Source organism: Actinomycetospora sp. CA-084318 (genome assembly GCF_050955885.1).
In the GTDB taxonomy this organism is placed as follows: domain Bacteria; phylum Actinomycetota; class Actinomycetes; order Mycobacteriales; family Pseudonocardiaceae; genus Actinomycetospora.
This window is the reverse complement of the sequence record NZ_CP192098.1, coordinates 5,941,385-5,962,583: the sequence shown is the minus strand read 5'-3', so window position 1 is coordinate 5,962,583 and position 21,199 is coordinate 5,941,385. Positions and strand designations below refer to the sequence as shown.

The window sequence follows — 21,199 nt, the reverse complement described above, 5'->3', positions numbered from 1 at the left end:
GAGGTGGGACGATAGGGTGCAGCCATGTCCCTGCGGCACGCCCTGCTCGGTCTGCTCTCCGACGCCCCGGCCAGCGGGTACGACCTCGCGCGGGCGTTCGACGGCGACCTCGGTCGGTACGCGTGGCAGGCCGGGCACACGCGCATCTACCCCGAGCTCGTGAAGATGGCCGACGAGGGCCTCGTCGCGGTCGAGTCCACGGGCGCGCGGGGGCGCAAGAGCTACGCCCTGACCGACGCGGGCCGCACCGAGCTGCGCCGCTGGCTGCTCGACCCGCCGGAGCAGGGGGCGGTGCGCAACGAGACGGTGCTCCGGATGTTCCTGGTCCAGGCCCTCGAGCCGGCCGACGCCCGGCGCTACCTGGAGGCCGTGGCCGAGCACTGCGTGGCGGAGATCGAGCGCCTGCGGCCGGTGATGGACGACCTCGACGAGCACGAGGGGGTCGACACCCTGCCCTTCGGGCGACTCGCCGGCGAGTACGGCCTGCGGCAGTACGAGGCCGTGGCCGGGTGGGCCGCGTGGTCGCTCGAGCGGCTCGCGGCGGCGGAGAAGGCCGGCCGGGCCTGACCGGCGGTCAGGCCCGGCCGGGACGGGTCATCGTCACGAGGTCGAGGCCCGCCAGTGGCACCGGGTCGCCCTCGGCGAACCCGAAGCGGGCGTAGTAGCCCACCAGGTCGCGGGCGCACTCGAGGTGGACCGGGAGCGGGTCCGCCCGCGCGAGGCCGTGCTCGACGAGCGCCGACCCGACCCCTCGGCCCCGGCGTCCGGGCTCGGCGCCGACGTGGAACAGGTACCAGTGCGGCTCGGCGGGACGCAGCGCCGCCATCGCCGTACCGAGCTCCGACCACCGGCCGAGGTGCCGGCGGGTCGCCCACGCCATCCCGACGACGGCCCGGGCCGACCGGAGCCCGCCGGGCTCCGTCGCCCCCGGCTCGTGCCAGGCGGCGGCCCCGACCAGGGATTCACCGTCGTGCGCGACGTCGAGGGGGCCGGCGTCGCCGTGCATCGTCACGACCATGGTCCGCATGAGGCCGGGCAGCCGCCGGCGCCGCGACCCGTCGTCCGGGAGGACGTGGCGGTAGACCGGGTGCTCGTGGAAGGCCCGCGCGAGCAGCGCGACCGCCGCCGGGGTCCCGGCGGCGGTCGCGGGTCGGACGGAGACCGTCACTCCCGGCCCGCCGAGAAGCGCTGCTGGGCACGGTGGGCGTACACGGCGTTCCAGCCGCCGAGCAGGACGAAGGCGGCGACCTGCAGCGCGGTGGACGCGCCGACCGCGACGTCGAGGGGCAGGGCGTAGACCAGCGGCACGCGCAGCCCGGCCTCGAGGAGCAGGCCGAGGCCCCAGACGACGGCGCTGACGCGGAAGGTGTGCCGGACCCCGGGTTCGTCGTCCCAGACGGTGTCGAGCTCCTCGGCCTCGCGCGGCTGCCACGCCCGGTAGGCGGAGAAGGTCAACGGCCGGCGACCCGCCAGGCTCGCGAGGAAGACCAGGCCCACGCCCGCGGTGGTGAACGAGTCCTTGACGACCAGGAACCGTGGGTCGCCGCCCACGAAGGCGAGCGCCAGACCGATGCCGAACACCGCGAACATGACCGCGCCGAACCAGGTGACGCGTCGGCTGCGGACCGCGACCCACACCAGCCGCACCCCCGCGGCGATCGTCGCCGCGAGCAGCGCGGTCCAGTCCGACACCCCGAGGGCGTGCAGGACGTAGTAGGTGACCAGCGGCAGCCCGACGTCCCACGCGAGGCCGACGAGCGGGCCGAGGCGGCTCGCGGACGGCGAGGCGGGAACCGTCAGGGGGTCGGCGGTGGCGGTCATGGTGGGCTCCTCCGGTCGGGGTGACACCAGTCAGCCTGCACCTGTCACTTACGACATGTCAACTCTGACATGTCAGGCGTCCGCGTCCAGCCCCTGCTCGATCGCGTAGCGCGTCAGCTCCACTCGGTTGGTCAGCTGCAGCTTCCGCAGCGCGTTCTGCACGTGGTTCTCGACGGTGCGGTGGGAGAGCGTGAGGCGCTCGGCGATCTGCCGGGCGGTGAGACCCTTCGCGACGAGCCGCAGCACCTCGGTCTCGCGCGGGGTGAGCGCCGGCTCGCCGCTGGGTCGGGTCTCCCGGCCCGGGTCCCGGGCCGACTCCCGGCGTGCCGCGCTCTCCCGGCGGCGGAACTCACCGAGGACGAGGCCCGCGAGCTCGGGGCCGAACACCGCCTGGCCGTTCGCGGTGCGCCGGACGGCGTCGACGAGCTCGGCCGCCTGCGCGGACTTCAGCAGGTACCCCGAGGCCCCGGCCCGCACGGCGCCCAGGACGTCGCCCTGTTCGGCACTCGCCGAGAGCACGAGCACCCGGGTGCCCGGCAGGGCGTCCAGGATCGCCGCGGTGGCGCCCGCGCCGTCGAGGTGCGGCATCTGCAGGTCCATCACCACGACGTCGGGTCGCGCGGCCGGTGCGATCCGGACCGCGGCGGCCCCGTCGCCCGCCGTCGCCACCACGTCGAAGCCGCGTTCGCCGAGATCGCGGGCCACGCCCTCGCGCCACATCGGGTGGTCGTCGACGACCATCACCCGGGTCGTCCGCTCCGTCTCCCGCGTCATCGGGGGAACACCAACTCCCACTCCGTGCCCTGCCCGGGCGCCGTCACCAGCGTTGCGGTGCCGCCGAGCTCCTCGACCCGGCCCCGGACCGAGGACGCCACCCCGAGGTGGCCCTCCTCCCGCGCCGTCTCCAACCGCCCCTCGGCGATCCCGACCCCGTCGTCCCGGACGCTCACCGTCACCGCCTCGTCGTCGTCCTCCACCAGCACCCACAACCCCGTCCCGGGCCCGGCGTGGGCGTCCGCGTTGGCCGCGGCCTCCCGCACCACCGCGACGACCGTGCGGGCCAGCGCCCCGGTCACCGTCACCGGCTCCGGCGGCACCGCGAGCACGGCCCGCGCCGGCAGGGCGGCGCCGATGGCGGCGCCCAGGTCCACCGGCTCGTCGTCGGGACCGTCCAGCCCCGGCGGTCCGCGGGTGATCAGGCGGCGTAGCGAGACCTCCTGTTCGGCGGCCTCGCGCACCAGCTCCGGGTCGCCCAGCGCGGGCCCCCGGCGGCGGACCAGGGCGAGGACCTGCAGCACGCCGTCGTGGATGTCGCGGGCCAGCCGGTCGCGCTCCGCCGCGGCGGCCTCGGTGGCGATCGCCTCCTGCAGGCGTTGCGCGGAGCGCCGCATCGCCACCGAGGCGAACCCGACGGCGACGCCGGCGACGAGCAGCAACTGGGTGTCCGAGAGCAGGGCGGCGTCGAGCGCCCCGCGGGTGAACGCGAGGGCGGCCACCGACACCGCGACCGCCCCCACCGCGGGCCGGACGCCGTGCGCGACCGCCACCGCGAGCACCGCGCCCGCCGACCACACCGTGGTGATCACCGGCTGCCCGGCGGCGATCCGTGCGGGGTCGTCGACCAGCACCGTCGTCATCGTCGTGAGGACCGTGACCACCAGGTCGACGACGACGAGCCGCGACGCCCCGCGCAGGTAGGCGACCGACGTGACCAGCGTCCAGGCGGCCATGAACACCACGACCCCGACGCCCAGGGCCGGCCGCGCGTACTCCTCGGCGAACCGGACGACGTTGGCGATCGCGTAGGCCAACGCCACCACCCGGTAGAGCACCAGGCCCCGCCACAGCGGGGCCAACGTGGCGTGGACGTCGACGGTCGCACCCCGGCGCGGCGCGCGCACCGTCCCCGTCGTGACCACCGAGCGCCCCCTCACCTCGTCCCCCGGGCCGATCCGCCCGCGGTCGCGTCATCCCACCGGGTCGGCCGCGTCCCTCCTCCGGGTGCGGCACCCTCGCGTTCCGGACTCCCGGGGCGTCAGCATGCCGCACCGGTGTGACATCGACCATGACCGTCGTCCGCTTCGTCCCCCCGACCGGTGACGGCGCCGTCACCGGTGGTGGGGCCCGGAGCGGGCCCCATTACCGTGGACGCCGCCCGCGACGGGATCCGGGTCCGGTGCGGATCGCCGCGGGCCGACGAGGAGGAGGAGTCCGGTGAGCAGCTGGGTGATGGCGGTCGAGGTGACGTCGTCGGAGCTGGTCGCGGTCGAGGTGGACCCGGGTGCCGACGGCGCCGCGGACCCCGCCCGGACGCCGCGGACCGCGCCCCTCGGGGCGGACGGCGACGCCGTGGACCGTCTCGCCGACGCGTTCACGGTGCTGCTCGAGGGCCTGGGGCGCCCGGCACGGCTCGTCGTCGCCACCCCCGCGGACACCGAGCGGCGCCGGTTCGAGGAGATCGCCGAGGCCACGGCCCTGGTGGGGCTGCCCGCGCCGGCGTGGCTGCCCGGCCCGGTCGCCGCGGTCGGGGCCCGGGTCGCGGACGGCGCGGTCGGCGACCGCTCGCTCGTCCTCGACGCGCGGGGCGGCGCCCTCACCGCGTGGCCGGTGGTCCGCACCGACGACGGTGCCGAGGTCGGCGCGCGCGGGCCGGTCGCCACGGGCACCCGGCTCGACCAGCTCCTGCTCGGCGTCGTCCGCGCCCAGCTGCGCTCGCTCGACCCCGCGGCCGGCGACGTGGGCGGGCCGCGCCCCGGCGTTCGCGGCGGCGACGGCGACACCCGCGGCGAGGCGGCCCGGCTGCGCCGCGAGGTGCGGCGTGCCCGCGGACGGCTCGCGGACACCGACGCGGCCGAGGCCCGGGTGGCCGCCGGCGCCCACACCGTCACCGTCGACCGCGGCGTGTTCGACCAGCTCGTCGAGCACGCCGTCCGGGAGACGCTCACCGAGGTCGAGCGGAGTGCGGGCCCGGAGGACGCCGACCGGCCCACCGCGGTCCACGTGCTCGCCGACGGTCACACCCCGCTCGCCCGGCGCCTCGCCGAACTCGTCGGCCGCGGGACCCCGGTCGTGCCCGGCGCGTCGGAGGACGGGGTGCTCGGGCTCGCCGCCCTCCTCACGCCGCCGCGACCCCGCGCCACGCGCGCGGCCTCCGGCGCCCAGGCGATCCGCGCCCGCCGCAGCGTCGGCAGCCCGTCCGCACCGGTCGGGGTCGGCGCGGCGGTCGGAGGCCCCGCCGTGGGTGCGGGTCCGGCGCTCGAGGACCCGCCGTCGCCCCGCGAGCACCGGACCCCGCCGCAGGGGCTGCCGCTCGGTCCCACCGAGCCGGAGCGGCCCGAGGAGAGCACGGTGGTCGGCGGCGAGCCGGTGGCCGCCACGGTCCCCGACGCCCCCGACGCCGCCGAGGCTCCCGACGACGCCGGCCGGTCGGTCCCGGAGATCCCCGCGGCCCGGGTCCCGTCCACCCCGGTCCAGGCGCAGCGCGGGCCGGACGGCCGGCCGCGGGCGTTCGGCACGTCCGCGGGCACGCCCGCCCTGGTGGCCGACTCCGGGTCGGGCCGGGCGATGGACGGGACCGGCGTGGCCGGTCACGCCGCGCTGGCCGCCGCCCGCCCGCACGACGCGCGGCCGACCTCCGACGCACCGCCCGGGGGCCCGGCGCCGCTCCGACACCCGGAGCCCGACGCCGGGCCGTCGCCGCTCGCGGCCACTCCCGGCACGGGACCGCTCGTCCGCGCGCGCCGCGGCCCGGACACCGCCCCGCAGCCGGTCGCCGCCCCCGCGACGGCGGCCCGTGCGCCGCGGGGTGCGGTCCCGGTGCTGGTGGTGCTCCTGCTCGTCGCGGTGCTGGCCGCGGTCGGGGTGCTCGTGCTCGGTCCCGGCGGGGTCGCCGCCGCGTTCGGCGGCCTCGGGACCGGCGTGGTTCAGCTGGTGACGGCCTCGACGTAGGCGTCCGGGTCCTTGTCGGCGAAGTCGAGCCCCTTCGCACCGGGGTGCTCGGCCTTGAACTGCTCGAACTTGGCGCCGAGCTCCTGGCGGAGGGCCAGCGACGTCACCCGACGGAACGGGGCGAGGTCGTCGCTCTCCTCCTCGGACATGTGGTGGTTGTTGGCCTTGTCGCACTCGTCGATCGCGTTCCACCAGGCCTCGCTGCCCGGCTCCTCGTCGAAGGCCTTCCGGGCGCCGGCGCGGATGTCGTCGTGGTCGCCGATCGCGTCCTCGGTGGCCGAGGCGTCGTCGTCGTCGGCGCGACGGGCCATCGAGGGGTAGAAGTGCTCCTCCTCGGCGGAGGCGTGCACCTCGAGGTGGCGGGCGAGCGCGTCCCAGACCTGCTTCGCCTCGTCGAGGGTGTCCGGGTGGTCCCGGAGGTCCGCGAGGCGGAGGAACTGGCGACGGAACCAGTCGTGGTCGTCGAGGATCATCTCGGTGATGTCCGCGGACATACGGGCACTCCTTCGGTGGTGGTCCGTGGGAGCTACCCCGGGCCGCCGGAGGGCAATCGGCTCAGGAGAGCTGGACCCGCCCGGCGGCGTCGACGAACCAGACCTCCGCGCGCGCGTCGGCCAGGCCCGGGGCCGCGTCGGCGGCGAGGCTGCGGTACCGGCGGGTGTCCGGCAACGCGATCACCACGCGGCTGCGCGGGTGCGCCCGCCGCCGCTGCACGGCCGCCGCGCTCGCCGCGCGGAACCAGTCGGCGGCCACCGTGCTCGGGTGCGTGCGGGCCCCGTCCGGCGGCCAGCCGGTGACCTCGACGTGCACGTCCTCGCCGTCCAGCGCCGCCACGAGGTCGAGGGCCGGTCCCTGCGCCGCGGCGCGGCGCACGGTGCCCCCGCGGTGGGTCAACCAGGTGGCGACCGCGGCCGCCACGTTCTGGGTCCGCGACCAGCCCTGCAGCACGTCCCGGACCGGCAGCACGACCTCCCGCGACCGGGCCGGCGTCGCCCGCAGCGCGGCCCGCTGCGCCAGGCGCTCGCGCAGCACCACCGACGCCGACGCCGAGAAGGGCAGGAACCGCAGCGGCGTCTCGTCCGGGTCGTCCCCGGCCCGCTCCGAGCGCCGCCTGCGGGCGATGTCGTCGCTCGGTGCCTTCGGCCGGGGCCGGGGGCGCCCGTTCCCGACGGCGGGCGCGGTCGGCTCGGGGTCCTGCTCGTCGCGGGAGTCCGCCGTGAAGACCGTCGGGTCGGTGAACCGCGGCACCGGCTCGGGCGCCGTCCCGGGCTCCGGGTCCGGTGCGACCTCCGCCGCCGCGGGCGCGGACTCCGCGAGCGACGCGGCCTCGGCGCGGCCGGCGTCGGTGATCCGCGTGCGGATCGGGGCGTCCTTGGACCGGGCGGACCGCTCGACCAGGCCGGCCTTCACGAGCTTGCGGCACTGGTAGTTGAACGCCTTCGGGTCGACGTCCGGGTGCCCCGGGGCGAGCGCGGCGGCGATCTCGTTGTCGGTCAGTCCGTCGGCGGCGTCGGCCAGGGCGGCGAGGATGCCCGCCTGCACGGGCGGCAGACCGGCGATCGTCGGCGCGGGGGACACACCAGGCGCATCGGACGACGGGTCCGGTTCCTCGATGGGCCGGTCGGGTGGCGACGCGGGGCCGGGGTCCCCCGACGCGTCGTCGGGAACCCAGCCCGCCCGCAGCCGCGTGCGCACCGGCTTCTCGCCCACCCGCTCGACCGCGCCGAGGGCGACCAGCTTGCGGCACTGGTGGTTCACGGCCTTGTAGTCGATCCCCGGGTGCTGCCCGGCGAGCGCCTCGGCGAGCTCACGGTCCGAGAGGCCCTCGGGATGGTCGCCGAGCGTTCGGAGGATGTCCTCCCGTGTCCCGGCGGCCGATTCGGGGACCGGGAGTGCCATGGCCGCTCTCCTCCGTGACCAAGCGCCGGGTCGGTGGACCAACCCGTGTGATGGCGCGCGCGATGACGTGCGTGACCTTTCCGTGATCCGTATGGTAACGGGGCATGCTGGCACTGACGGAGACGGCGGCCGAGGCGATCTCCAACATCCTCGAGACCAACGAGATGCCCGAGGGGTCCGGGCTCCGGATCGCCGCCACGCCGAACATGGCGGAGGAGGGTCTCGAGCTCTCCGTCGCGCCGAACCCGGCGGCCGACGACACCGTGCTCGAGGGCGGCGGCGCCGTCATCTTCCTCGAGCCGATGGCCGCCTCCGCGCTGGACGACAAGGTCCTCGACGTCGAGCGCATCCCCGAGAACGAGGCGGACGGCTCCGGCGACGAGTACCGCTTCGCGATCACGCCGCAGTCCGAGCTGCAGGGCTGAGCGCCGGGCCCCGGTGATCCGGGGCCCGACCGCCCGCACCGCTAGGCCTGCACCGCCTCCACGGGCCCGCCCACGCGGGTCACCAGCTCGCCGTCCGCGGACGGCACCAGCTCGACGTCCCGCACGCGCCCGGCCGCCTGCACGTCGCCCAGCACGACGCGCAGCGCGTCCAGCTGCTGCTCCGGGCCGGACACCGACAGCGACTCCACCTCGGTGCGGATCGAGAGCTTCTGGTCGGACTTGCCCTTGCGGATGCCGGAGATGACCTCGGACGCGACGTCGAGGACCGCCTCGTCGACCCCGTCGGTGGCCGGCAGCTCGGCGGTGGTCGGCCAGGCGGCGCGGTGGACCGAGCCCTCCTGCCACCACGACCAGACCTCCTCGGTGACGAACGGCAGCACCGGCGCGAACAGCCGCTGCAGCACCCGCAGCGCCACCGCGAGCGCGGCCCGCGCCGAGTCGCGTCCGGCGTCGTCGAACTCGCCGTAGGCCCGGGCCTTGACCAGCTCGAGGTAGTCGTCGCAGAAGAACCAGAAGAACTGCTCGGTGACCTCGAGGGCCACGGCGTAGTCGAACCGCTCGAGCGCGTCGGTGGCCTTCGCGACGACGCCGGCGAGCCGCGCGAGCAGGGCCCGGTCGATCGGGGCGGTCACGGCGGCGACGTCCGGCTCACCGGCGCCGACGCCCACCCCGAGGATGAACTTCGAGGCGTTGAGCAGCTTCATCGCGAGACGCCGGCCGACCTTCATCTGGCCGCGGTCGAACGCGGTGTCGACGCCGGGTCGCCCGCCGGCCGCCCAGTAGCGGACCGCATCGGAGCCGAACTCCTCGAGCAGGCCCATCGGCGTGACGACGTTGCCCTTGGACTTCGACATCTTCTTGCGATCCGGGTCGAGGATCCAGCCCGAGAGCGCGGCGTGCGCCCAGGGCAGCTCCCCGAACTCGAGCGAGCTGCGGACCACCGTCGAGAACAGCCAGGTGCGGATGATGTCGTGGCCCTGGGGGCGGAGGTCCATCGGGAAGACGCGACCGAAGAGGTCGTCGTCGACGGTCCAACCGCCCGCGATCTGCGGGGTGAGCGACGAGGTCGCCCACGTGTCGAGCACGTCCGGGTCGCCGGTGAACCCGCCGGGGGCGTCGCGCTGGTCGGCGGTGTAGCCGGGCGGGACGTCCGTCGTCGGGTCGATCGGCAGCGCGTCGTCGGCCGGGGTGAGGACCTGCTCTCCCAGGACCTCCCCGTCGGCGTCGAGGGCGTACCAGACGGGGATCGGCACCCCGAAGAAGCGCTGCCGGCTGACCAGCCAGTCGCCGTTGAGCCCGCGGACCCAGTCCGCGTAGCGGTGGCGCATGTAGTCCGGGTGCCAGACCAGCTCGTCGCCGCGGCGCAGCATCGCCTCGCGCAGGTCGGTGTCGCGGCCCCCGTTGCGCAGGTACCACTGGCGCGAGGAGACGATCTCGAGCGGCTTGTCGCCCTTCTCGAAGAACTTCACCGGCCGCGTGACCGGCCGGACGTCGCCCTCCAGCTCGCCGGTCTCGGCGAGCATGGCGACGATCTTCTCCTTGGCGGTGAAGACCGTGGCGCCCGCGATCTCGTCGTACCGCCGACGACCCTGCTCGGAGGTGATCCACTCCGGGGTCTCGCGCAGCAGCCGGCCGTCGCGGGTGATGACGGTGCGGTTGGGCAGGTCGAGCTCGCGCCACCACTGGACGTCGGTGAGGTCGCCGAAGGTGCAGCACATCGCGATGCCCGCGCCCCGGTCCATCTCGGCGGCCGGGTGCGCGAGGACCGGCACCTCGACGTCGAACAGCGGGGAGCGCACCGTGGTGCCGAACAGCGGCTGGTAGCGCTCGTCGTCGGGGTGGGCGATCAGCGCGACGCAGGCGGGGATCAGCTCGGGCCGGGTGGTCTCGATGAACACCGGGGCGTCGGCGCCGTGGTAGGCGATCCGGTGCCAGGCGCCGGTGTGCTCGCGGTCCTCGAGCTCGGCCTGCGCGACGGCGGTGCGGAACGTGACGTCCCACAGCGTCGGCGCCATCGAGACGTAGGCCTCGCCGCGGTCGAGGTTCCGCAGGAACGCGCGCTGGCTGATCGCACGGGCCCGGGCGTCGATGGTCTGGTACGTGTGCGACCAGTCGACCGACAGCCCGTTGCGCCGCCACAGCGCCTCGAAGGCCTTCTCGTCCTCGGCGGTCAGCGTCTCGCACAGCTCGACGAAGTTGCGCCGCGAGATCGCGAGCTGCTGCTTGCCCGGCTTCTCCGGCGGGGTGAAGTCGGGGTCGTAGGGCAGGCTCGGCTCGCACCGCACGCCGTAGTAGTTCTGGACGCGGCGCTCGGTCGGCAGGCCGTTGTCGTCCCAGCCCATGGGGTAGAAGACGGACTTGCCGCGCATGCGCTGGAAGCGCGCCACGACGTCGGTGTGCGTGTAGCTGAAGACGTGCCCGACGTGCAGGGACCCGGAGACCGTGGGCGGCGGCGTGTCGACGGAGAAGACGTCGGCGCGCTGGGCCGTCCGGTCGAACGCGTAGGTGCCCTGCTCCTCCCATACGGCGGCCCAGGTGTCCTCGAGACCGTCGAGCGTCGGCTTCTCGGGAACCCGGGGGGACTGCGTCATGCTGCCAGTTTACGGAGGGTGTCGTCGGCGTTCCCGGGCGCGGGTCCCCCGGTCCGGCACACCTGTTGGGCCGGGCGGGTGGCAGCGGTAACGCCGCGGGTGCTCCTGGGGACAGAGTGGCGAGGACCGCGCACGTGGCGGTGTGCGTACGTCTGTTCGGGGGAGTGGTCGACATGCACGCGCAGGAGTCGCAGCAGGCCCGGCACCGGGCCACCGGTGGACGCGGCTACGGCCGCGAGGCCGGTGGGACGGCGGGCCCGGCCGACTACACGCCGCCTCGCCGGGAGGGCGGCCGCCACCGTGCGCCGGAGGCGCCGTCGACGGAGTTCGCCGACGTCCCGATGCAGCAGCGCGGCTCCCTGGACTCCCCGCCCTCCGGCTTCCGACGGTTGCCCCCGGCCTTCCCGGCGCCCTCCGGTGCGATCCCGGTCCAGGGTGGGTCGTCGGGTGTCAGCGGTGGTACGCGGCGTGCACGGGAGGACAGCAGGTCGCCACATCCGTCGGGCCCGCTGCCGGCGGCGGGTGGTGGGTCGGCCGGTGTCAGCGGTGGCACGCGGCGTGCACCGGACGACAGCAGGTCGCCACGCTCGGGGTCGCTCCCGGAGGTGGAGGACGAGCCGGTCACCGTCCCGGTGCGACGGACGGACCTCGACCGCACCCGCCGCCAGGAGGACCGCGAGGCAGCGCTCCCCCGGCAGCGGCGCGCGGCGGACGAGCCCGTGGCGCCGGCCCTGACGCCGCTCGCCGTGCGTCCGTACCGGGCGTCGGCGGTGCGCCCGGGGGCCTTCGGTGCGGGCACCTACGGGTCGTCGGGCGTCGGGCCCGCGCGGAGCCGTACCCCGGTCGCGGCGCGCCGCCCCCTGCCGTGGGAGCAGCGGCTCGAGGGCCGTGTCGGTCTCGTGGGCACGATCGTCGGGGCGGTCGGCGTCCTGCTCGGGCTCGCGCCATGGTCCGGGCTGCTGCCGCGGGTGCTGCCGAACGAGACGCTCGGCAGCACGCCTCTGCTCAGCCTCGTCGGCGCGCTGTGTGGGGTGGCCGCTCTCGGGATCGGCGCCTTCGCGATGTTCCGCGCGGACGGGGTGGGGCGCTCGCTCTACCTGGGCGTCGGTGCCGCCTGCCTGGGTGCTGCAGCTGTGGTGGTGGGCCTGACGCTCTGACCTGACGATCCCGGCCATGATTGAGTTCCTAAGGGACGTCAAGCCGCGGGGTGGGTCGTAGAGTGCGTCGCTGACGGGCCGGTCGATGGAGCGCTGTGCGACTCCTTGCTTCGCCGGCCCGTCCCTGTCGTGGTCCGGGCGCGGGTGGCTTCGGTGTTGATCCTGCTGGCCAGCGCCCGGCCCTCGGGTTCGGTGATCTCGCGGCCGTCGAGGTCGCGGAGGCGGTAGTGCTCGCCGCTGCGCCAGCATGCGGCGATGCGGGTCACCAGGACCGCGGCCAGGGTGCAGAGTGCGCTGTTGTGGTGTTTGCCGCGGTCGCGTAGCCGCTGGTAGCGGGCGGCGAGGCCGGGGTCGGTCTTTCGGGCGTGGTCGGCGGCGATGAACAGCGACCAGCGCAGGACGTGATCGCCGGCCTTGGTGGGGCCCTGGTGGGTCTCGGAGGTGCCGGACTGACTGATCTTGGGGACCAGTCCGGTGTAGGCGCGGACCGCGGCCAGGTCACGGAAGCGGTTGGGGTCGCCGAGGCGGCCCAGGATCGCGGCGGCCAGGACCGGACCGAGTCCGGGGACCGAGGCGAGGATGCCGGTGGGATCAGCGTCCTGGTAGGCCGCGGCGATCCGGTCGTCGACGTGGTCGATCTCGTCGTCGAGTCCGCGCAGCAGGCGGGTCTCGGCGGCGATGTCTTCGGCGAGTTCGGCGAAGTCGATGGCGCCCTCGGGCCAGAGCGACAGCGTCGCGCGGGCGGCGGCGAGCAGGGCATCGGCCTTGTCCTCGCGCCAGGCCCCGCGGCTGGTGCGGATCAGCAGCCGAGTCAGCCGGGCCCGCCCCAGTCTGAGCAGGGCGTGCGGATCGCTGTAGCGCTCGAGCACGCTGCAGGCCGCTTTCCCCGGGTCGGTGCCCAGAGCGGCGGTCCAGGCGGGTCCGAGTAGCTCGAGTAGCGCGTCGAGACGCTGCAGCGAGGCGGTGCGTCGCGCGACCAGGCCGGCGCGACGGCCGACGGTGCGGCGCAACCCCTCAGCCGGTCCCAGTCCGGGGGTCTCGACCAACCCGTCGGGGTGCAGCAGCGGTATTCGAGCCAGCAGTTCGCAGTCGAGCCGATCGGTCTTGGCGTGCTTGTTGTAGTACTTCCGCAAGTCCGCGGACTGTTCCGGGGGGACCAGTCGCACCTGCGCGCCCCGATGACGTAGCCAGGCCGCCAGCGCCACCCACGCGTTGCGGGTCGGTTCCATCACGACCACGACCGGCACGTCACCCTGGTCGGCGCGGACCGCCTCGACCGTTCTCCAGAGCGTCTCGAGATCCTCGCTGCCGGTCTGGAAGCGGCGGTTGGTCCACAGCAGCGCGCCGGTCTCATCGGCCAGCGCCGCGCGGTGGGCCTCCCGGCATGCCACGTCGATACCCAGCCGGAGCTCGCGCACGGGCTCTCCTTCCTCGTCGTCTCCTCGGGTCCCGGTGACTCCGCGACCGCAGCAGGCTTCGACCCGGACATCTGAGTAGGAGTCCGCAGCGCGGCTCCGCGTTCCCAACAAGGCCCCGGCCTGACACGGCCGCGGCACGGGCGCCTCGACGATCAGTACAGAGGACTGCCGATCCAGTCGGGGCCAGCCGTAGACACCCGTACCGCGAACCTCACCCCAGACCTCCTGGAGCTGCCACCGACGCTAGATGTCGGGGGTCGCTGCTAGCTTGCGAACATGAGTTCGAACGAGGCGGTGGACCCGGTCAGCGCGGAGCTGACCGCGTTGCTCACGCGCCTCGCCGAACTCGCCGAGCTCCCCACCGACCCGGAGTCCGATGGTGGTGCGGCGTGCATCGACCGGATCGCCCTGCTCGAACGCGCCCGGTCCGTGGTGGCGGCGGCGCAGCACACCGCGATCGTGTCGTTCGGCCGCGCCCAGGTCGAAGAACAGATTGAACTCGTCGCGCAGGGTCGGTTGGACCCGGAGAAGCTCGGCCGGGGGATCGCCGACCAGATCGCGTTGGCCGCGCACGTCTCCCCCTCCGTCGGGGACCGCCGGCTCGGGGTCGCCCGAGCGTTGGCCTCGGATCTGCCCTGTACCCGGGCGCTGCTGGTGGCCGGGCGGATCTCCGAGCAGCTCGCCGAGCACATCGTCTCCACCACGTCGCATCTCGATCCGGAGACCCGCGCGGTGGTGGACAAGCAGCTCGCCGAGACCGGCCTGGAGGACATGGGCCGTAGGCAGGCCGAGGCGGCGGTCAAGAAGCTCGCCTACGAAGCCGACCCACAAGGGTTCACCGACCGCGCCCGGAACGCCCGCAAACACCGTCGGGTCACGCTACGGCCGGCCCCGGACACCATGAGCGTCCTCTCGGGCCTGCTGCCGGTCGAGCAGGGCGTCGCCTGCATCGCCGCACTCCGCACATACGCCGACTCGTTGATCGCGACCGGGGACACCGACGACCGCACCCGCGACTAGATCATCTGTGAGTGTCGCCGACACCCTGGTCGAGCGGCTCACCGGACAGGTCTACGCCGAGGACGTCAACGTCGAAGTCGGCATCGTCCTGCCGCTCGACGCGATCACCGACCCCGACAGCACCAGCACCGGCGAACTCGTCGGCCACGGCCCGCTCCCGGCCGGGATCGTCACCGACCTGCTCCGCTACACCGGCGGCCACCGCTGGTGGCGGCGCCTGTTCGCCCACCCCGCCCACGGCACCCTCGTCGGCGGCGACCCCACCCGCCGCTACTTCGACGGGTTCCTCGCCAAACTGATCGCGTTCCGCGACCACGGCATGTGCCGCGACCCCTTCTGCGGAGCCCCGATCCGACACACCGACCACATCACAGGCAAGAAGGCCGGCGGCCCCACCAGCCTCGGGAACGGGCGCGGCAACTGCGTGCGCGGCAACCACCTCAAAGAACTGCCCGGCTGGATCACCGAACTGCTCCACGACGGATTCGGACCCCACCCCCACACCGTCCGCACCACCACCCCCACCGGCCACACCTACACCAGCCGCGCCGGACCATGACCGGCGAGGAGCAGGGATCAGCCCAGCGCCGACACCCGGAACCAGTCCTCGGCCACCGCCGGGTCGCCGAACACCTCGAGGCCCTCGAGGGTCCGGCGCCCCGTGACCGCCGCGAGCAGGTCCACCGCGCGCCCGCGCACGGCTACGTCCGCCTTCACGTGTTCTCGCGTGATCGTGACCCCGTCGGCACTCCGGCGGATCAGCCACTCGCCGTCCGGGGTGTCGGTGGCGTGCAGGTGGATCGAGGCGTCACCCCGGACGCGGCGCGAGGTGCTCCGGTAGGCGGTGAGCAGGTCGTACCACTCGGCGATCCCGTCGACCGCGAGCTCCGGGGACACGTCCGCGAGCGGCTCGAACCCCACGGCGAGCTCGGCGTCGAGCCGGTGCACCAACGTCTCGTGCAGCTGCCGGCGGCCCCAGAAGGCGATCGTCACCGGCCCGACGAACCCGCCGACCTCGCGCTCCTGGTCCTCGGCCCTCAGCCTCGCGACCAGCGCCGACGCGCCGGCGAGGAGCCACGTCGCCACGTCGTCGCGGGTGGCCGGCGGCTCGCCGTCAGGGATCTCGGCGTCGCGCGGCACCATGCGCTCCGCCCCGCCGTCGATCGTCATGACGACGCGGCGGTGGACCTGTCCGAGGTGCCGGGCGAGATCGCGGACGGTCCAGTCGGGGCAGGTCGCCACCGGCGCGGAGAGGTCGTCACCGGCGGCCGGCGCGCTGACCGCGTCGGCGAAGGCCGTGGCCTGGAGGAGCAGCTGGTCGTGCACGACCGTGAGCCTGCCCTACGGCGCCACCAGGCTCACCACGAGTTCCCCGTCCTCGTCGGTCGCGGTGTACGCGGCCACGTCGTCCACCCCGCCGCCCGAGACGCACGCGCCCGAGGCCAGCGCGAACTGGTGGTTGTGCAGCGGGCACATGACCACCTCACCGTCCACGAGTCCGTCCGCGAGCGGCCCGCCGCGATGCGGGCAGATCGCCCGCAGCGCGTGCAGGCCACCGGAGCGGGGGCGGAACACCGCCACGGGCTCGTCGCCCACGAGGAACGCCCGCCCCTCGCCGAGGGGGATCTGGTCGACCGGCCCCAGCCGGACCGACACGGCCCCGGTCACGACCGCACCGGGACCTGCGGCAGCGGCACCATCGGGAGCGCGTCGTGGAACTGACCCGGGGTCGCCTCCTGCTGGTCGGCCGCCCACGGGTCGACGTAGGCGTCCACCGCCTCCTGCATCCGCGCGTCGAGGTCGGTTGCGATGCCCTCGACGTCGTCGACGACCACGGCGATCAGGTGGTCGAGGCCCATCCGCGGCACGAAGTCGTACGTGCGCTCCAGCCAGTTCGCCTGTTCCCGGTAGTACTGCAGGAACCGCCCGGTGATCCGCACGGCCTCCTCGTGGGAGTCGACGGTGGCCAGGACGTCGCCCTGGCGGATCGTGGCCCCGGCCGCACCGCCGACGTAGATCTGCCACCTCCCGCCCTCGACGGCCACGATCCCGACGTCCTTCACCATCGACTCCGCGCAGTTGCGCGGGCACCCGGAGACGGCGAGCTTCATCTTCGCCGGCCCCTCGATGCCCTTGTAGCGCTCCTCGAGGTCGATGCCGAGCCGCGTGGAGTCGCCCAGCCCGAACCGGCAGAAGTCGGTGCCCACACAGGTCTTCACCGTGCGGAACGACTTCCCGTACGCCCAGCCGGAGGGCATGTCGAGGTCGGCCCACACCTCCTGCAGCTTCTCCTTCGGCACGCCGAGCAGGTCGATCCGCTGGCCCCCGGTCAGCTTGACCATCGGGATGTCGTGCTTCTCGGCGACGTCCGCGATGCGCCGCAGCTGGTCGGGTGTCGTCACACCGCCGGACATCCGGGGCACGACCGAGAACGTGCCGTCGCGCTGGATGTTGGCGTGCACCCGGTCGTTGATGAACCGGCCGTCGCGCTCGTCGACGAACTCGTCGGGCCACATCATCCGCAGCAGCGCGGTCAGACCCATCTTCGAGCCGACGTGGTCCCGACCGTCGGGCGCGAGGGCCTCGAACACCGCGGAGACGCTCGTCAGGCCGCGCGACCGGATCTCCGCCATCAGCGTCGGCTTGTCGAGCGGGATCGCCGGCACGTAGTACGAGTCCGCCGGGTCCACGGCGCCCGCCCCGCCCAGCGCCGCCTCCACGACCTCCGTCACCAGCCCCTTGCACGACCCGCACCCCTTGCCCGCGCGGGTCGCGCCCATGCACGCCGACACCGACCCGGCGCCGTCGGCCACGCACGCGACGAGGTCGCCCTTGGACACCCCGTTGCAGTGGCAGATCTGGGTCTCGTCGGGCAGGTCGGCCGCCGAGGCCGCGTCGTCCGCCGACCCCAGGTCGAACAGCAGCTTCACCCGCTCCTCGGGCAGCGCCGAGCGCGAGTCGAACGCCTGCGTCAGCGCGGCGACCTTCGAGACGTCCCCGACCAGCGTCGCCCCGATCAGCGTCCCGTCCCGGATGATCACCGTCTGGTGGACCCCGCGGCCGGTCTCGGAGAACCGCACGAACTCGTCGGTCGCGCGCTCCGGGCCCTTCACCCCCATCTGCGCGACGTCGACGCCGGCGACCTTGAGCTTCGTGGCCAGGCGCGATCCGTGGTACTCCGCGTCGGGATTCGCCCCGGTCACGACGTCGGCCAGCACCTCGGCCTGCTCCCACAGCGGCCCGACCACGCCGTAGACCTCGCCGCGGTGCTGCGCGCACTCGCCGACCACGAAGATCGAGTCGTCGTCGACCGACCGCATCCGGTCGTCGACCACGATCGCCCGCTGCGTCTCCAGCCCGCTCACCATCGCGAGCCCGATGTTGGGCCGGATCCCGGCCGTCACCACGACCATGTCGCAGGGCAGGTCGGACCCGTCGGTGAACCGCACCCCGGCCACGGCGCCGTCGGAAACGAGGATCTCGTTCGTCCTCACCCCGAGGTGCAGGTGCATGCCCAGGTCCTCGAGCTTCGAGCGCAGCACCGTCGACGCCTCGGCCTCGAGCTGCTGGTTCATCAGCACCTCGGTCGGGTGCACGACGTGCACCGTCACCCCGTGCGCCTGCAGCCCGGCCGCCGCCTCGAGCCCGAGGAGCCCGCCGCCGATCACCACCGCCGTCCGGTGCTCCCGGATGTGCGCGAGCATCCCGTGGGCGTCGTCCAGCGAGCGGAAGCCGAACACGCCCGACGTCAGCTCCGTCCTCGAGGCCCACATGCCGTCCATGGGCGGGAAGAACGAGCGCGAGCCGGTCGCGAGGACGAGCGTGTCGTAGCCGGTCACCGACCCGTCGTCCCCGAGCACCACCTTCGCGTGCCGGTCGATCCGCACGATCCGCACGCCCGCGTGCAGCGTGATGCCGTTCTCGGCGTACCAGTCGACCGGGTTGAGGAACAGGTCGTCGTCGGCGTCGTCCACCACCTCGCCGGCGGCCTGGGCGAGCACCTCGGAGAGGAGGATCCGGTTGTAGTTGCCGTAGGGCTCGTCGCCGAAGACGGTGATCTCGAAGAGCTCCCCGCCCCCGCGGGCGAGGATCTCCTCCAGGGCCCGCGCCCCGGACATCCCGTTCCCGACGACGACGAGCTTCGCGCGGCTCCCGCCGCCGTCCGCGCGCTGCGTCGGTTCCGCGCCTGCCGATGGTCGAGCTCCGCTGCGCTCCGTCTCCGTCGCCGTCATCAGACCTCCACCAGGCCGCAGTCCACGACGAGCGTCCCGGACACCCCGGCGGGCGCCGCGTAGTGGATCTCCACCGTGCTGCCCGCGAGCAGGTCCTCGACCACCCGCAGCGACACGTGCATGTCGGAGCGCGCACCCACCGGGAGCCACCGCGACGGGGCGCCGTCGAACGCGAGGACCACGGTGGCCAGCTCCTCGGAGGAGTTGCCCGCACGGACGTAGAGCACCTGGCCGGTGACGCCCTCGGGGACGGTGTAGGTCAGGGACGGGTGCAGCAGAGCCGGCTTGTCGAGCCCCTGCCCCTCGAAGGCGAAGGCGCCCTGCAGGAAGCGTGGTGTGGTCATCATCCGGTGGTGCTCTCCTCGGTGACGGCGTCGAGGGCGACCGCGCAGACCTTGAACTCCGGCATGCGTGACGCCGGGTCCAGCGCGGGGTTGGTGAGGTGGTTGACCGTCTGGTCGCCGGCCCAGTGGAATGGCGCGAAGACCGTGTCGGCGCGGATCTCCCGGGACAGCCGCACCCGCATCCGCGCGGTGCCGCGCCGGGTGCGCAGCCGGACGTCGGAGCCCTCGGCGAGTCCGAGGCGCGCGGCGAGATCGGGGTGGATCTCGACGGCGGGTCCGGGCTCGGCGGAGAGCAGGGCCTTCGTCCGCCGGGTCTGGGTGCCGGACTGGTAGTGCGAGCGGGAGCGCCCCGTCGTCAGGCGGTAGGGGTAGTGGTCGTCGGGCGTCTCCGCGGCGGCCCGGTGGTGCACCACGTGGAAGCGGGCGCGCCCGTCCGGGGTGGCGAACCGGTCGCGGAACAGCCGTGGTGTGCCGGGGTGCTGCTCGTCCGGGCAGGGCCAGAAGACGCCCCGTTCGGCCTCGATCCGCTCGTAGGTGATCCCGGCGTAGTCGGCCTTCCCGCCAGCGGAGGCCCGCCGCAGCTCGTCGAAGACCGTCCGCGGGTCGTCGGAGAAGTGTGCCCCGCGCCCCAGGCGGCCGGCGAGGTCGTGGAGGACCTGCAGGTCGGACCGGACGCCCTCGGGCGCGGTCGCGGCCCGCCGTCGTCGCAGGACCCGCCCCTCGACGTTGGTCATCGTCCCCTCCTCCTCGGCCCACTGGGTGCTGGGCAGGACGACGTCGGCGAGCTCCGCGGTCTCGGAGAGGAAGAGGTCGGAGACGACCAGGAAGTCGAGGGCGGACAGCCGCTCGCGCACGTGCGCGGCCCGCGGGGCGCTGACCGCGACGTTCGACGCCAGGACCATCAGCGCGCGCACGCCGCCGTCGGTGCCGAGCCGGTCGAGCATCTCGTAGGCGGACACCCCGGGCTGCGGGAGCTCGTCGGGGTCGACGCCCCACACCCCGGCGACGTGGGCGCGGGCCGCGAGGTCGGCGAGCATCCGGTAGCCGGGCAGCTGGTCGGCCTTCTGGCCGTGCTCGCGGCCACCCTGCCCGTTGCCCTGGCCGGTCACGGTCGCCCAGCCCGAGTACGGCCGGCCCGGCAGGCCGAGGGCGAGCGCGAGGTTGATCCACGCCAGCGCGGTGTCCGAGCCCTTCGCGTGCTGCTCCGCGCCGCGGCCGGACAGGATCATCGTGGCCCGGGACTCGGCGAGCATGCGGACGGTCCGCTCCAGCACGCGCACCGGGACCCCGGTGATCCGCTCGACCCGGTCCGGCCAGTACTGCCGCATCGCGCGGCGTACCGCGTCCCACCCCGTCGTCCGGTCCGCGACGTAGGCGGTGTCGACGAGCCGCAGCCTGATCGCCAGGTGCAGCAGCCCGTTGGCCAGCGCGAGGTCGGTCCCGGGGGCGGGCTGCAGGTGGACGTCGGCGGCGGCCGCGGTGGCCGTGTACCGGGGGTCGACCACGACGTGGCGGGCCCCGCGCTCGCGGCCCGCGGCGAACCAGCGCATCGCGGGCGGCATCGTGTCGGCCGGGTTCGAGCCGACGAGCAGCACCGTGTCCGCGCGGGCGATGTCGGCGAGCGGGAACGGCAGGCCCCGGTCGAGGCCGAACGCCCGGTTCGACGCGGCCGCGGCGCTCGACATGCAGAACCGGCCGTTGTAGTCGATCGAGGCGCTGCGCAGCGCGACCCGGACGAATTTGCCCGCCTGGTAGGCCTTCTCGTTGGTCAGGCCGCCGCCCCCGAAGAGCCCGGCGGCGTCGGCGCCGAAGCGCTCCTGGGCGACGGTCAGCCCGGCGACGACCCGGTCGAGCGCCTCGTCCCAGGTCGTCGCGCGGAACGGCTCGTCGCGGTGGTCGCGCACCAGCGGCGTGGTCAGCCGGTCGGGGTGGGCGAGCAGTTCCGCCGCGCTGAGGCCCTTCTCGCAGAGCCCCCCGCGGTTCGTCGGGAAGTTCGCGCCCGCCACCTCGTGGCCCCCGCCCGCGCTCGCGGGGCGCGGCGTCAGCGTCATGCCGCACTGCAGCGAGCAGTAGGGGCAGTGGGTGGCGGTCACGTCTCTACGCTGCGGGCCGGTCGTTTCGCCGCCGTTACGCGGGCGCTACACGTCCCGGAGGCGGTGTGAGGTGACCGTGATCGGGTGCGACGCAGGTCATCTCGATCGTTCAGCCTGCCTCGGAGCGAGACAGGTCACATGCTGGACGCGGACCCCGGTCTACTGTCCGCCACACGGCTGTCGGCGGACCCGGCGGCCGGAGCAGGCCCCACCTCCGGGGCCCGACGAGA

Annotated in this window: 19 protein-coding genes; 6 read left to right on the top strand and 13 right to left on the bottom strand. The window is 74.6% G+C overall.

The features are described 5' to 3' along the window. Window positions 1-24 precede the first annotated feature (24 nt). The gene (locus ACQPYX_RS29170; RefSeq protein WP_433800741.1) at window positions 25-567 is read left to right on the top strand and encodes a PadR family transcriptional regulator; all 543 of its coding nucleotides are present in this window, start codon (window positions 25-27) and stop codon (window positions 565-567) included. A gap of 7 nt (window positions 568-574) precedes the next feature. Here ACQPYX_RS29170 and ACQPYX_RS29165 read toward each other — a convergent pair whose 3' ends face one another. From ACQPYX_RS29165 to macS, 4 genes are all read right to left on the bottom strand, one after another. Further along, window positions 575-1,168: a GNAT family N-acetyltransferase gene (locus ACQPYX_RS29165; RefSeq protein WP_433800740.1), complete on the bottom strand. Its 594-nt coding sequence runs from the start codon at window positions 1,166-1,168 to the stop codon at window positions 575-577. Then, window positions 1,165-1,821: a VC0807 family protein gene (locus ACQPYX_RS29160; RefSeq protein WP_433800739.1), complete on the bottom strand. Its 657-nt coding sequence runs from the start codon at window positions 1,819-1,821 to the stop codon at window positions 1,165-1,167. Before ACQPYX_RS29160 ends, ACQPYX_RS29165 begins: the two co-directional genes overlap by 4 nt. Window positions 1,822-1,893: 72 nt before the next feature. Further along, complete coding sequence (locus tag ACQPYX_RS29155; RefSeq protein WP_433800738.1) at window positions 1,894-2,595, bottom strand: response regulator; 702 nt, start codon at window positions 2,593-2,595, stop codon at window positions 1,894-1,896. After that, complete coding sequence (gene macS, locus ACQPYX_RS29150) at window positions 2,592-3,740, bottom strand: MacS family sensor histidine kinase (RefSeq protein WP_433800737.1); 1,149 nt, start codon at window positions 3,738-3,740, stop codon at window positions 2,592-2,594. The genes ACQPYX_RS29155 and macS overlap by 4 nt, the downstream gene beginning before the upstream one ends. Window positions 3,741-4,035: 295 nt before the next feature. Here macS and ACQPYX_RS29145 point away from each other — a divergent pair, with 295 nt between their 5' ends. Then, window positions 4,036-5,769 carry a hypothetical protein gene (locus ACQPYX_RS29145; protein ID WP_433800736.1) on the top strand — a complete coding sequence of 578 codons (1,734 nt, stop codon included), beginning with the start codon at window positions 4,036-4,038 and terminating at the stop codon, window positions 5,767-5,769. Here the strand turns inward: ACQPYX_RS29145 and ACQPYX_RS29140 are convergent. Both ACQPYX_RS29140 and ACQPYX_RS29135 read right to left on the bottom strand, forming a co-directional pair. Further along, window positions 5,745-6,263: a hemerythrin domain-containing protein gene (locus ACQPYX_RS29140; RefSeq protein WP_433800735.1), complete on the bottom strand. Its 519-nt coding sequence runs from the start codon at window positions 6,261-6,263 to the stop codon at window positions 5,745-5,747. The genes ACQPYX_RS29145 and ACQPYX_RS29140 overlap by 25 nt on opposite strands. Before the next feature lie 61 nt (window positions 6,264-6,324). Continuing rightward, window positions 6,325-7,668, bottom strand: coding sequence for a hypothetical protein (locus ACQPYX_RS29135; protein WP_433800734.1), 1,344 nt, complete (start codon window positions 7,666-7,668; stop codon window positions 6,325-6,327). A gap of 104 nt (window positions 7,669-7,772) precedes the next feature. Here ACQPYX_RS29135 and ACQPYX_RS29130 point away from each other — a divergent pair, with 104 nt between their 5' ends. Then, a complete protein-coding gene (locus tag ACQPYX_RS29130; RefSeq protein ID WP_433800733.1) occupies window positions 7,773-8,093 on the top strand; it encodes an adhesin in 321 nt (106 codons plus the stop codon). 41 nt (window positions 8,094-8,134) lie between these two features. On the opposite strand, the gene valS is transcribed toward ACQPYX_RS29130, so the two are convergent. Then, window positions 8,135-10,705, bottom strand: a complete 2,571-nt coding sequence (gene valS, locus ACQPYX_RS29125; protein ID WP_433800732.1) for a valine--tRNA ligase — start codon at window positions 10,703-10,705, stop codon at window positions 8,135-8,137. Between the two features lie 173 nt (window positions 10,706-10,878). Between valS and ACQPYX_RS29120 the strand changes: the two genes are divergently transcribed. Then, a complete protein-coding gene (locus ACQPYX_RS29120) occupies window positions 10,879-11,862 on the top strand; it encodes a hypothetical protein (RefSeq protein WP_433800731.1) in 984 nt (327 codons plus the stop codon). Window positions 11,863-11,900: 38 nt separating this feature from the next. Here ACQPYX_RS29120 and ACQPYX_RS29115 read toward each other — a convergent pair whose 3' ends face one another. Next, window positions 11,901-13,280, bottom strand: a complete 1,380-nt coding sequence (locus ACQPYX_RS29115) for an IS110 family transposase (RefSeq protein ID WP_433799693.1) — start codon at window positions 13,278-13,280, stop codon at window positions 11,901-11,903. A 276-nt stretch (window positions 13,281-13,556) separates the two neighbouring features. Between ACQPYX_RS29115 and ACQPYX_RS29110 the strand changes: the two genes are divergently transcribed. Then, window positions 13,557-14,300, top strand: a complete 744-nt coding sequence (locus tag ACQPYX_RS29110) for a DUF222 domain-containing protein (RefSeq protein ID WP_433800730.1) — start codon at window positions 13,557-13,559, stop codon at window positions 14,298-14,300. Window positions 14,301-14,307: 7 nt separating this feature from the next. After that, window positions 14,308-14,859 (top strand): hypothetical protein, encoded by a 552-nt coding sequence (locus ACQPYX_RS29105; protein WP_433800729.1) that lies wholly within the window; start codon window positions 14,308-14,310, stop codon window positions 14,857-14,859. Between the two features lie 17 nt (window positions 14,860-14,876). Here the strand turns inward: ACQPYX_RS29105 and ACQPYX_RS29100 are convergent, their stop codons facing one another. Genes ACQPYX_RS29100 through ACQPYX_RS29080 form a run of 5 tightly spaced genes read right to left on the bottom strand, consistent with a single transcriptional unit; the run spans window position 14,877 to window position 20,969 of the window. Then, complete coding sequence (locus ACQPYX_RS29100; protein WP_433800728.1) at window positions 14,877-15,626, bottom strand: maleylpyruvate isomerase family mycothiol-dependent enzyme; 750 nt, start codon at window positions 15,624-15,626, stop codon at window positions 14,877-14,879. Window positions 15,627-15,641: 15 nt separating this feature from the next. Further along, the gene (locus ACQPYX_RS29095; protein ID WP_433800727.1) at window positions 15,642-15,968 is read right to left on the bottom strand and encodes a Rieske (2Fe-2S) protein; all 327 of its coding nucleotides are present in this window, start codon (window positions 15,966-15,968) and stop codon (window positions 15,642-15,644) included. After that, window positions 15,965-18,532: a nitrite reductase large subunit NirB gene (nirB, locus tag ACQPYX_RS29090; RefSeq protein WP_433800726.1), complete on the bottom strand. Its 2,568-nt coding sequence runs from the start codon at window positions 18,530-18,532 to the stop codon at window positions 15,965-15,967. The genes ACQPYX_RS29095 and nirB overlap by 4 nt, the downstream gene beginning before the upstream one ends. After that, the gene (locus tag ACQPYX_RS29085; protein WP_433800725.1) at window positions 18,532-18,876 is read right to left on the bottom strand and encodes a molybdopterin oxidoreductase; all 345 of its coding nucleotides are present in this window, start codon (window positions 18,874-18,876) and stop codon (window positions 18,532-18,534) included. The genes nirB and ACQPYX_RS29085 overlap by 1 nt, the downstream gene beginning before the upstream one ends. Next, window positions 18,876-20,969: a molybdopterin oxidoreductase family protein gene (locus tag ACQPYX_RS29080; RefSeq protein ID WP_433800724.1), complete on the bottom strand. Its 2,094-nt coding sequence runs from the start codon at window positions 20,967-20,969 to the stop codon at window positions 18,876-18,878. The genes ACQPYX_RS29085 and ACQPYX_RS29080 overlap by 1 nt, the downstream gene beginning before the upstream one ends. Window positions 20,970-21,199: the final 230 nt, after the last annotated feature.

Excerpts from the sequence above, each read along its gene's own strand:
- ACQPYX_RS29170 (WP_433800741.1), top strand. The coding sequence starts at position 25 with ATGTCCCTGCGGCACGCCCTGCTCGGTCTGCTCTCCGACGCCCCGGCC.
- ACQPYX_RS29160 (WP_433800739.1), bottom strand. The coding sequence starts at position 1,821 with ATGACCGCCACCGCCGACCCCCTGACGGTTCCCGCCTCGCCGTCCGCG.
- ACQPYX_RS29155 (WP_433800738.1), bottom strand. The coding sequence starts at position 2,595 with ATGACGCGGGAGACGGAGCGGACGACCCGGGTGATGGTCGTCGACGAC.
- ACQPYX_RS29140 (WP_433800735.1), bottom strand. The coding sequence starts at position 6,263 with ATGTCCGCGGACATCACCGAGATGATCCTCGACGACCACGACTGGTTC.
- ACQPYX_RS29135 (WP_433800734.1), bottom strand. The coding sequence starts at position 7,668 with ATGGCACTCCCGGTCCCCGAATCGGCCGCCGGGACACGGGAGGACATC.
- ACQPYX_RS29130 (WP_433800733.1), top strand. The coding sequence starts at position 7,773 with ATGCTGGCACTGACGGAGACGGCGGCCGAGGCGATCTCCAACATCCTC.
- valS (WP_433800732.1), bottom strand. The coding sequence starts at position 10,705 with ATGACGCAGTCCCCCCGGGTTCCCGAGAAGCCGACGCTCGACGGTCTC.
- ACQPYX_RS29120 (WP_433800731.1), top strand. The coding sequence starts at position 10,879 with ATGCACGCGCAGGAGTCGCAGCAGGCCCGGCACCGGGCCACCGGTGGA.
- ACQPYX_RS29110 (WP_433800730.1), top strand. The coding sequence starts at position 13,557 with ATGAGTTCGAACGAGGCGGTGGACCCGGTCAGCGCGGAGCTGACCGCG.
- nirB (WP_433800726.1), bottom strand. The coding sequence starts at position 18,532 with ATGACGGCGACGGAGACGGAGCGCAGCGGAGCTCGACCATCGGCAGGC.
- ACQPYX_RS29085 (WP_433800725.1), bottom strand. The coding sequence starts at position 18,876 with ATGACCACACCACGCTTCCTGCAGGGCGCCTTCGCCTTCGAGGGGCAG.